This is a genomic window from Variovorax robiniae, from assembly GCF_037889955.1.
Classification (GTDB): domain Bacteria; phylum Pseudomonadota; class Gammaproteobacteria; order Burkholderiales; family Burkholderiaceae_C; genus Variovorax; species Variovorax robiniae.
The window spans coordinates 1-10,574 of the sequence record NZ_JBBKZS010000051.1 but is presented as its reverse complement, the minus strand read 5'-3'; the positions used below and the strand labels follow the sequence as shown (position 1 = coordinate 10,574).

Annotated in this window: 9 protein-coding genes; 2 read left to right on the top strand and 7 right to left on the bottom strand. The window is 60.7% G+C overall.

The genetic code is table 11. From position 1 onward, the window contains the following. Nucleotides 1–93: 93 nt before the first annotated feature. Nucleotides 94–462 carry an esterase/lipase family protein gene (locus WKW79_RS36140; RefSeq protein ID WP_340340049.1) on the bottom strand — a complete coding sequence of 123 codons (369 nt, stop codon included), beginning with the start codon at nucleotides 460–462 and terminating at the stop codon, nucleotides 94–96. 80 nt (nucleotides 463–542) lie between these two features. Next, nucleotides 543–1,190 carry a hypothetical protein gene (locus WKW79_RS36135; protein ID WP_340340048.1) on the bottom strand — a complete coding sequence of 216 codons (648 nt, stop codon included), beginning with the start codon at nucleotides 1,188–1,190 and terminating at the stop codon, nucleotides 543–545. Nucleotides 1,191–1,643: 453 nt separating this feature from the next. On the opposite strand from WKW79_RS36135, the gene WKW79_RS36130 reads away from it, so the two are divergent. Continuing rightward, entirely contained in the window at nucleotides 1,644–3,182 is a 1,539-nt protein-coding gene (locus WKW79_RS36130) for an SIR2 family protein (RefSeq protein ID WP_340340047.1), read from the top strand. 1,119 nt (nucleotides 3,183–4,301) lie between these two features. On the opposite strand, the gene WKW79_RS36125 is transcribed toward WKW79_RS36130, so the two are convergent. From WKW79_RS36125 to WKW79_RS36115, 3 genes are all read right to left on the bottom strand, one after another. Further along, on the bottom strand, nucleotides 4,302–4,727 hold the full coding sequence (locus WKW79_RS36125) for a hypothetical protein (RefSeq protein WP_340340046.1): 426 nt from the start codon (nucleotides 4,725–4,727) through the stop codon (nucleotides 4,302–4,304). 11 nt (nucleotides 4,728–4,738) lie between these two features. After that, nucleotides 4,739–5,596 carry a hypothetical protein gene (locus WKW79_RS36120; protein ID WP_340340045.1) on the bottom strand — a complete coding sequence of 286 codons (858 nt, stop codon included), beginning with the start codon at nucleotides 5,594–5,596 and terminating at the stop codon, nucleotides 4,739–4,741. Nucleotides 5,597–6,219: 623 nt separating this feature from the next. Further along, a complete protein-coding gene (locus WKW79_RS36115) occupies nucleotides 6,220–8,172 on the bottom strand; it encodes a M23 family metallopeptidase (protein WP_340340044.1) in 1,953 nt (650 codons plus the stop codon). A 415-nt stretch (nucleotides 8,173–8,587) separates the two neighbouring features. On the opposite strand from WKW79_RS36115, the gene WKW79_RS36110 reads away from it, so the two are divergent. After that, the gene (locus WKW79_RS36110) at nucleotides 8,588–9,574 is read left to right on the top strand and encodes a helix-turn-helix transcriptional regulator (protein WP_340340043.1); all 987 of its coding nucleotides are present in this window, start codon (nucleotides 8,588–8,590) and stop codon (nucleotides 9,572–9,574) included. A 363-nt stretch (nucleotides 9,575–9,937) separates the two neighbouring features. Here the strand turns inward: WKW79_RS36110 and WKW79_RS36105 are convergent, their stop codons facing one another. Both WKW79_RS36105 and WKW79_RS36100 read right to left on the bottom strand, forming a co-directional pair. Continuing rightward, nucleotides 9,938–10,438 carry a hypothetical protein gene (locus tag WKW79_RS36105; protein WP_340340042.1) on the bottom strand — a complete coding sequence of 167 codons (501 nt, stop codon included), beginning with the start codon at nucleotides 10,436–10,438 and terminating at the stop codon, nucleotides 9,938–9,940. Between the two features lie 3 nt (nucleotides 10,439–10,441). Beyond that, nucleotides 10,442–10,574 (bottom strand): transposase domain-containing protein (locus WKW79_RS36100; RefSeq protein WP_340340050.1); only part of this gene is annotated, 133 nt, incomplete at its 5' end.

Sequence of the window (10,574 nt, the reverse complement as noted above, 5' to 3'; positions counted from 1 at the left end):
CCGAAACTCTTCGAGCGTTGCGTGGTCGAGTGTGCGGCCGTCTCGTTTCATGCCTTTCGAGACTACCATCAATTGAATCTTTTGTCGCTTTAATTACGGACTGGTGAGTAACACCTCTTTTTTCTCGATAAGCCAGCGCACCATCGAACGCTTGAGGACGAGTCCGCCCATGCTGTGTGCAACGAGCCACACGTGACGATGGCGTTTGAAGATCTGCGACGCTGCGAGCTCGCGAGAGACGCCGATGGCGACGTCGTCCAACTTCACACTCGACTTGAAGTCGGCTTCATAGTCCACTGCGTACACCGCAAAATCGGACACCTTTCCGTGGCCTGGCAACGTAGTGCCATCATGCGCGATGATATTCGGCCAGCCACCAAACGATTCGCCCGGTGCGCCCAGCACGCCATGAACGAATACGATCGCGCGATCGGCTTGCGCGACTCGCCCCGGATCGCTCAACAGCCTCGGTTCGGCCGCGAGCGCGACTCTAGACGCGGTCGTCATAAAGAGCAAAACGAGGACAACGTTCCGCCACATTCTCAGCAGCTCTCTGGCAGGGCAAAAGGTGTTTTGATGAAGACGTAGGCCTTTTGCGCTTCGACATCGATCCGAAGGCAGCCAAATTGCCCTTTGACCGCGAACGGGCCGACCGTAAAGCCATCCTCCTTCTGATTCCGAAGTGCCGCTATCAGCTGTTTGCGCCGCTCACGCAACGCATCCGCGGCGAGGCGATCGATCGGAACATCAAAGCGCACCAAAGCGGTCGCTGCTGCGAGCACGAAGCTCTCTGCCATTCCTGGCTTTTCGTACGCTTCCGGCGGCATCCTCGAAAGATTGATCAACGCAATCTGCAAAGGGGTAGCGTTGGACGGAGCAGGCGCTGCGAGCACGGGGATTGTGAAATCGTCTTTGACACCTTTCTTAATCATCGCTTCGGCTTGCCGCGCGGCGTCTTCTCGCGGAAGGCCATTGCCTGCTGGCACTTTGCCTTTGCCCGTCGAGCCCCACTCCATCAGACATTTGCCCGCTTCAGTCCGCTGGCAAACGCCCCCCCGAAGCATCGACTGCGCGCCAACTTGAACGATCTTGCAGGTGCATTGGTCGTGCTCGACGTCTTCAGCGGAGGCCGCGCTGCAGAACACGAACCCAAGACCGACCGCAAGCACGAAGTTCGATCCTTTTTGCATCAGCAGCCCCTGTGACCCCGCGGCGGCGGTGGGGTAAAAATTATGCGTGGCATTAAGGCATTGTTGCAAGGGGTGGGCGACGTAGGCGATGCCCCAAAGCAGTATTACGCTAGGACCGGAGTGCAGGTTCCCGGATGAAGTGCTTTTGACAGCGCAAGCCCCAACCAATGCCCCTCTTCCGGCGTTCGCCGCCCCGCTTGCCGTCTCGCTGGGAAGGAGCTGGTGCGCGAGTTGCAGGCGCTTTGCTGTGGTTCAGCAATCGCTCGCAAGTCTCCGTGGGCGTCGCGGCAGCCGTGGCTTGGGTCGTGTTGCTTAGAACTGGAAGACTGCCGACCCCATGGGCGTCGAGGCGATGCCTATGCACGCCAACTGAGAAGCCTTTCAACGATCGATACAAAATCGACGCTGCAGGTTGAACCAGCGTCAGGATCGTTGCCCATCAAAGGATGCATGATGACCATCAAACTCCAGACGGCCGATGCTTTGGCCAAGAGACTTGCCAGGGCCGTACTACCCGGAGAACGGGAGGTTGTGTTTCTAATGGGCTCAGGCGTTTGCCTTCCCGACGCCGAAGGCCGGGGAGTGCTTGGTGCGAAGGCGATTATGACTCTCATCGAAGCGGAACTTGGCCCGGACTGGCAGCCCACCGATTCATATCAGACTGCATTTGAACAGCTGATCGAACAGCTTGGCGAAGACGCCGCCAATCGGGTGGTTCGCAAGGCCGTGCTGCAGGCCACAGCCGACGCCGGACTATCCCTATCAGGCAAATCGCTCAAGGACGATGACCTTAGGGATCTCGAGAGAAACGCGGCACGCTGGCACGTGCCACAAGGACTGCGAGCCTTGTCGGCGTTGGTCACCCACCTGCCGGAATGCTTTGGCCGTTCGATATTGACAACTAATTTCGATCCGCTGATCGAGATTGGACTGTCAAAACAAGCGGCTCCGTATTTTTCCAGCGCCCTGCACGCCGATGGCTCATTGCTCTACCTCAGCGGCGTCGGAACGCACGTGGTCCATTTGCATGGCTTCTGGCGAGGCAGTGATACTTTGCACACGTCCACTCAACTTTCACAGGACCGTCCACAATTGGCCGACTCTCTGCGCAATATCCTACGCAATTCCACACTGGCTATTCTTGGCTACGGAGGATGGGACGATCTGTTCATGAGGACGCTGGCCGCCGCCCTCGCGGGCAACAGCGACAGTATGGACATCCTTTGGGGATTTCACGAGAGCGACGCGGCCGACGTCCATCGCCGATACGACCACGTCGTGGAGACATTGAGTCCTGCTACAAATCGAGGTCGGGCTCAATTTTTTCGGGGCGTCTCTGCGGACACGGTACTCGCAGAAGCGTTTCGGTTAGCTACGGAGCGGCGTCCAGCTCAAGACGTCCCGACGTTCATGCAACGGGTGGAACTCGCGCGGACTGGACGAGTTCGCTATGCGGAACTGGCCCGACCTTGGTCCGACCCTCATGCATCGTTGGGGGAATACGCAAAGCTGCTCTACAGAATCGATCCCTCCGCGGCCATCAAGGCGGCTGTGATTGCGGCGGAATACCTACTCCCCCGGCTGGAACGGCAGGGAGTGAATGCCGCCCCTGTGACTTCGGAAGCGTATGGCTACGCACGTAAGTCCATCGGGCGCGCCTGGACGTTGCTCGAGTCCGGCGACTCGGATGATCCTTGGCTTTCGGGCGCCGTTATTGACTTGTGCGCCGACTCCGAGAAGGAGAAAAACAATGCAGAAAGCGCGATGCTTCTTGTTGTCGCCGATGCTGTGACCGCTGTCTTGGCCCAAGTAAGTGGACAGGAGGTCTATGCGGTTGGCGGCAACCCCCAAAACGAGCGCGGTGCTAAGGACTTTGCAGCCATTGCGATACACAGGGCTGCGCGCGTTCTGCATGACGATGACGGCGCGCTGTGGAGCTATATCGGTCGGCGGCTGGGGGGAGGTCCGGATCCCTTCGGCAGGTTCTGGTGAGGGTGGGCTACTGGCGGAAGCAGACCGGGCATGCCGGAGAACCGTGAACTGCTGCATCGGGCCCTGACCATCAGTTCTCCATGCCAGAGCAGTCGTCGGCAGGGGCTTCTGCAGCGTTCGGTCGTCGTTCGACGAGCACGGTCAGGATCCGGCCTTGAGCGGACTTTCGTCTGAAAAATGCCGAGGTCGACTCTCTGTAGGCACTGTCGTTCCGCCGCGCATAGCGACCGGCACCGACCAGTCTGTAGGAGCGTTTCGAGACCGGTCGGCCGCCCGGACCGCTCTCGCGTTGGTCGATGTGTTTCGTGGCGAGCTCTCGACACGCCTTGGGATCGCGATCAACCAGTCCGCGGACGGCGCGTTACGGGTCGCTTACTGAGCTCCTGACTCACAGCCGCGATGGCCTGCGCCAAGGCCGTGCTGGCCGCACGGTGCGCGGCCATCTCCTCGACGGGCTGATGACCCACTGCACCCAGCTTCTTCTCCAACGCTTGGCCATGCGCCTGCTCCCCAGAAAGCTCCGCCAACTTGTCCTGCAGTTCCTGGCGCAGCTTGCGCTCCACCCTCCTCGCATTCTGCAAGGCTGCAGACAAGGACGCGCGCTCGGCAGCAGACGCATCCTCAAGTGCGCGCGCCGCTGACTTCCTTGGCCACCTGCGCCTTGTGCGCCTTGGCGCTTTGACTTCATCAACAGCCTCCGATTGGGGTCGATAACCGGGGTGAAAGGTGGGCTTTGATCCTTTTATCCGTTCCGTCAGGCAGCACGAAGTGAGGGAGACCTTTCGAGGACATCACGACTGGAAATTGCGAGTGACCGTCTCTGAAAGACTGGTTCCGGTCACTCGTTCTTCCGAGGCGAGTGTCGGTGGCCGCTGGAACCGGCCGTTCGACCTCTGCGCCGCCACGTGACCGCAGTACCCCGAAGGCGACACACCCGACCGGCGCTCGCAGCGCAAGCAACGCTATGTCGCGCGCAGGGTCACCATTGGAAATGCCGCGACGCGAGCTAAAACAACACCATGAGCGGCGAGCAATCTGTAGCCTTCGGCAAGAGACTCGGCGCATGACCGAGTAGTCCGAAGCATTCCCCGCCTCGGCGCGATCCAATCCAACTCCGGCCTACACCTCGTCAGCGACCGCCTTCCCCGCCTTGATCACCGCGCCGATCGTGGCTGGAGACGGCGCCGCCGCGGCCGCCAGAAGCGCGAGCCCGAGGTCCAGTACCCTGGCGAGCTTGGTCAGGAGCTCCGACGCCGCCTTGATCTTCGCGATGCGCGTTTGCGCATCCTTCGATGCCTTGCCGATGATCTCGAGGTCGGCAGCGAACGTGGAAAGCCCGGCGATGACGCTCGCAGCGGTCAGCTTGGAGTTAAGAGCGGTCAGGCTGTTGAGTTGGCCCTGCAGCCGGGTCGACTGCTGCTCCCAGAGGAGGGCGTCCGGACCGCCATCGGGCTTGGGACCGAGCGCGAGGATGGCGGCCAGCGTTTTCTTCGCGCCATCGGCGCACAGGTCGGCTACGCGGCCGAGGTCTTGGGCAACGGTCATGTGGTGCTCCTTCAAGCAAAGGCCTTGCGAACGGCCGCGAGGCTGTCATCGAGCTCCCGGCCGATGTCGTACAACCTGCGGATGACGTCTTTCGCCTTGAGCTTGGCCGACGAGGACTGCAGTTCCACCAGCGCCTTCGAGGCGCTCGAGAGCGAGGCTTGGTAGTCATCCAGCGCCTTCTGGCGCTTGGCGACCACAGCGACGCGCTGGCAGTATTCCTGCGTGAGCAGGAACCCGACGGCGCTGAACCGCGATGCCTGCGAGCCTGCGCAGATGGCATCGACGTCGTCGCCGATCGCATCCCGCTGCGCGAGGATCGCCTGCGCAAAGTAGCCGGCCAGCTGGGTTCGCTCCGAGGATAGACGCGCCTTCAACCGCGGCACGACGAGCTGGGAGAGCCCATCCACCAAGGTCTGCGCCGCTGGCCCGCCGTTGCGGATCAGGTCGCGAAGGGTTTCCTCGCGCATCTGCTCGGTCGCGAGCTTCGCAATCAGGCCTATCAAGCCGGAGGCGGCCTTGACTTGGGCCTGGTCTATGCCCGGGATCGAGCCGACCGAACCGGCCAGCGCGTCCAGGCCGGGCTTGACGGTGAAGTTCGATTCGTTTGCCGCCGCGAATAGCGCGTTGAAATACTCGGTCAGCACCCGGTCTGCGGCCACCAGGCCCTCGGAGGCCTTGTCTTCGAGCTGGCAATCGACCAAAGCGGGGTTGAGCACGCGCTCCCGCTGGCAGGAGCCCGCGATGTCCCCACTTACGTCGTCCCAGGTCTTGGACGATGCCGCGAGACGCGACGAGATGTCTCTCACGGCGCCCAGATCGGCGCAACCCGCTACGACGAGGCAGCAGAACCAAGCCAAGACACGTTTCAAGTTCATGGGACGTACTCCTGGAAGAAGAGCCGAATTCTTATGCGGCTCGCATTCTTGATGCATCCATCGAAAGGAGTACGACCCGTGGCGTTGCACCACGTCCTCCCTTCGAACTATCAAATTAAACAATGCGCTGGGAGGCTTCGATGCTCAAATTTCTTGCCGCGGCGGCGCTCTCGGCTGCGCTCGTTGCCGATGGGCGACGCGAAGCAAGCTTGGCTAATTACGTGCGGCGAGCGTCGTGTTTCAAGCTGTCAGTGCGCCGTCTGGCTAGTTCCGCTATGGGTCGGGAGCGGCGCCGAGCGACCGCGTTCGGGCACTGCGATCTACCGACTGGTGTGGCCGCGAGTTCAAATTCGCGGCCTCGCCTGACAGCTGACTTTTCGCCGCGATCGCCCCCTTGACGAAGGACAGCTATCGGCGATCTTGACGAACAAGGGCCAGGCAGCTCAAGTACCCATAGCGAAAGACTTCTCTAGGCCGTTGAGCGATCCGTTCCGGGTCACCGCTCTCGGTTTCAGTTCAGACCACACCGAGCATGCCGGCGGGAACGGTGTCTCGGGCGGTGAGGCCCGGGTGCAATCGGTATTGCGGCCCTAATGCCATATTGCGGAGTCATTCGCCTATTTCGGAGGAAGCTCGAGCTCGGGGGGCTCGACGGCGATGGGAAGCGGTGCATCCCAAATGTTCACCCGGCTGAACAGGTTGTAGTTTCCAGCACTGAAGCAATCGGGGCCGTTCGCAGACAGTCGCTGATACTGGACGACCAGCACAGGAAGGGAGGCCGATGTCGCATTAACGTCGTCGAGGCGAACCTGGACTCCCGCCATTCTGGCTGGATGTGGCTGCGGGAGGTTCTGGCATGAGTAGAAAACATCCGTCCCGTAAGCGGTGAAGCCGTAGTTTGGCAAGACCGCCCTGCCCTGCCATGTCGATTCGCCAGAGCTGGTCGCACCGACAAGACTCAGCGCGCTCGTTTCGCCCTTGAAGAAGGAGACTCCGACGTAGACGTACCTAACCTGCGGGTCGTTGCCAGGATCGATCGAGAAAAAGTCAGTCAGAAGACGCGGAACCCCGGGCTTGATCTTGACAAAATTATGTGGACACACTCGCGGGAGGCGCACCGCGCTCGGATCGGCCACGGGCGGACATCCAAGCGTTCCATAGACCGCCCGCGCCACCACGCTCCCATTAGTCGCGACAAACGAGCCTCGCAGCAGCCCCGCAGCCGTGCTGTATGTAACGGCCACCTCTGACGAACCCCTGCGAGCAAACGTCCCTGTCATGGTGCATTGCCATTCGGTGCAAGCCTGGCCGTCTTCAAGCCACTCCTTTCCGGAGGTGGACCAATCGATGAGGCGACCGGTGTCCGAAAAGCAAAGCTTCCTAGTGGGATCGCCTGTGAGAGTTTCGACGGCCTTGCCGACCTCCGACGAGAGCTCTCGGGCCGCGGACTTGTCCAAGGCTTTGACAACAAAAGGCTGCTTCGAGTCCAAGGTAAGTGGCCCCTCGGCGGGGGAGACGATTTCGAACGTCGCCAACATCTGCTCAAACGCATCGACGGTTGCATATCCCTTGCGGCACGTGAATGCCGGGCCCGATCGCAAGTCGCCATCGCACATTTCAGTGGAGACCGTATATGCCTGCACGTGCAGGTGGGCCTTCGCCGTGCCAGTGCTCCCGGTGCGCCCGACATAAGTACGATCCCCAATGACCGCACCGATCTTCAGCACTTTGCGCTTCGGATCCTTGGGGTTATCGCTCAGAAATACGGGATCAATCTCACTCAGGTGGAAGAAGAATACTTGCGTCAGCCCTTTGACGGTGCCGAATAGCATAGAAACCCCTTGCGCCGGCTTTTTGATATTCCAGTCGTCGCGCGAAAGTCCGCCGATCAGACTCGAGTCGGACGGCGCGTACACGCTTGTTCCAACTCCGGCTCGAAAGTCGCTGCCGAAATGCGGCGCCCGCTTCCCGTCGAGGTACCGCTGATGGTTGTATCGGCTAGTTTCTATGCACCCTTCTTTCAATGGGCACTCGATCAGTGACTCGGGCAGGTTGTGTGAGACCGTCTGCTTGGCAACCGCTAAGCGTCTCGACGCGTCAAGCTTCTTCTGGGCTGCCGCAATCTCCGCGTCGCTGTATGTCGTTGCGCGCGCAATTTTCAATCGCGCGATGAACTCCCCCCCGGATTCCGTAAAGGCGTTTGGAGGAATCTTCGCTTCAACAATTGCAAGCGACCGAAAGTAGTTCGTGGCAAGTGTCTGGACACCGTCTTCCTCCTCGGTCGAATGGTAGGTGTATGCGGCGTACGCTTCGTTGGCGCGGGCATCGGGGCCACGCACCTTGAGGCGCGCTGGTAGGTCCGCATTCGGCATGACAGGAGTAGCAATGATGATCGTCGAGTCATCGGGTGATTCGATGTCAAGCGCTGCCTTTCTGGCATCCACCGCATCATTCACCCCACTATCTACCGACCTTTGGAGCCGCACGTTTTTGCCCAGAATGCCGCTCTCAGCAGTGAAGTCGACACTTCCGACGGCATCGAACCTTGCGACGGGCGAGTCGGCGCTCACTGGAACGCTGGCCGACTCCGCAGTTGTTGTTGGCGTAGTGGGTGCAGTAGGTGTGGCCGATCCGATGGGCGCAAGAACGGGTGATCCGCCCCCGCCACCACCGCAAGCGCTCAACAAGACCGAACTTGCAAGCAAACAGGGTGCAAGCGAGTGCGCGGACAGCCAGCTTCTCGCGCGTCGCGGCAGTTGCCGAACCTTGGGTGACCCTAGATTGAACATCCTCTACCTCCGGTCTTTGATGGCCCGACGGATCGCCTTGGAGCTCGAGCCCGCTTGAGGGTCTGCAGCATGGAGACTAGAATTTCGAGCGACATCGCGCCATCCTCTAAATGACTTACGCAGGCGCAGTTTCTGCTGATGGGCCGCCCACTGGAGCAATGCCGGCGGGGTGGGTTTAGTTGGAGGAAAAACTGCCGTGGAGAGGTCGCTACTGCTACTGAAACTCTATCGCGCCGCGCGCGAAATGGAGTCGGGCGCGTTTGAAGAGAATGCTATCGGCGCGCTTAAGAATTTGCTGGTCTTTGACTCTGCGATCTGGGGCTCGGGGCTTCTTCGTCCTAACGGCAGTGTGGCCCCACATATCGTGCATCTCCATCGCCAGCCGCAAGAGGCTGTGCAAGAGTGGGCCAAGCTCAATGTTGCCGATCCAGTCGCAGCCGCCATCATGGAGCGTCTCGGCGTCCCGATTCGCTTTCACGCGCCAACGCTTTTTGCAGGCGTCGAATCGTCGAGCATGCGGGCCTATGCTAAGCGATACGACCGGCAGAGCTATATGGTTTGCGGCGTCAACCACGCTCTGCAGCCCGACTTCATGGGTTGGCTCTCTTTGTACCGAAGCGACCCTGATGCGCACTTCACGCAAGCAGAGCAGCGCGCGTATGGGGAAATGATGTCGCACCTGCACGAGGCTCAACAGATCAACTGGCGGATCCAGCTTCATCAAGCAGCCTCGCCTGCAGCTTGCAAGGAAGCGCAAGCGATCACCGATGCCTGGGGCTACATGCACACGCCATGGGCAGATGTTGAGAACCTTTTTGCGCTTGAGTGGCCCCGACTGCACACGGGTCGACTACCCGATCCTTTGCTCCGGGCGCTTACAACCGAAGGTCATTACAACGGGAGAACGATCATTGTTCGTTCACAGACAACTCAGGGCTTGATGTTTGTTCGGGTGCGATGTCGAACGGCGCTTGGCGAGTTGAGTCCGCGAGAGCAACAGATAGCTGCCGCAATAGCCCGCGGCTGGTCGGCGAAGGTGGTAGCCAGAGACTGGGGCCTGTCACCCGCCACGGTGCGCGCGCACCTGAATCACATCTACGACAAGCTGGGCCTGCACACCCAGTCAGAACTTGCGTTCCTCGTTGGCATCGAGGGGCAGGAGCCGCCGCCAACGCGGCATTAATATGGCCGCGCCGGCGGTGCCGCGACCTACTCTACAGCGAGAATTTCTCCGTTAACAGGGCCGCCTGCTCGAGTTCGGCCCTGTTGAGGTACACGCGCTCGTGCGAATGAGCGGCGCCGCCGAAGAAGGTGAGGCCCACGACTTGACCTTGGCGCCATTGAACTCGTCGCTACGAAGCCGGCGTCGCCGACGATCACCGGAAGCCTGAGGAGAAATAGTGTGCACGTGTCCACCATGATTTGGACCGCCCCCCAAAGCTTGAACATTGTTGAAGGACGGGCCCATCTCAGTCCTTCAGCATCCACCACTGTCCGGCGTGAGCGTCCGGCCATTCCACCTTGACCCGGCTTCGTGCCGGTGACATCAAGTTGAGATCGTGGATCCAACGAAGGCGACGCACTCCACGAGGTTGAGAGCGGCCAGCAGCAGGTATTTTTCGGCTTCTGTGCGCACACGCAGCAAGTCGTGGTCGCCCAAGTATCCGTAGACGAACGCGAGCAGGTAGCGCTCGAGGTGTTCGTCGCAGAACTGCTGTATGACCTGGTTCGCCAGGACGCCCGGCAATCCCTCGTTGAAGCGCGCGCGGGCCGTTAATCGCTGCATGCAACTGTCCTGTACGTCCTCCGAGACGATCGGCCACTCGTGGCCGCTGCGCTTCATCGCCTGGAACGTCACCAACAGGATGTGCAGCGGCACCTCCAGTTCCACCATGCCGACTCCCATGCGTGGCAGCGCAAGGATCGAGGCGAGCATGTTGGGCTGCTGAGCGAAGATCTCGTCGGCCAAGCGCACCTTCTGTTCCTGGCCCATGCCGTTGACGTCGATGGCCGCCTGGACCATCAAGGCCTGCGTGATCACGCCCATTCGTCAGCTCGGGCGCCAGCGATGCGGCAGCAGTTCATCGAGCCGGTGGCTCGGATGCGAATGGATGCGCGCCAGCACGTCGCGCAGGTACGCCCACGGATCTTGACCATTGAGCTTGGCCGACTGCACCAGACTC

What these genes read in the sequence shown, in the direction of transcription:
- WKW79_RS36105 (WP_340340042.1), bottom strand. Translation starts at nt 10,438, where the DNA reads ATGGGCGTGATCACGCAGGCCTTGATGGTCCAGGCGGCCATCGACGTC.
- WKW79_RS36135 (WP_340340048.1), bottom strand. Translation starts at nt 1,190, where the DNA reads ATGCAAAAAGGATCGAACTTCGTGCTTGCGGTCGGTCTTGGGTTCGTG.
- WKW79_RS36130 (WP_340340047.1), top strand. Translation starts at nt 1,644, where the DNA reads ATGACCATCAAACTCCAGACGGCCGATGCTTTGGCCAAGAGACTTGCC.
- WKW79_RS36125 (WP_340340046.1), bottom strand. Translation starts at nt 4,727, where the DNA reads ATGACCGTTGCCCAAGACCTCGGCCGCGTAGCCGACCTGTGCGCCGAT.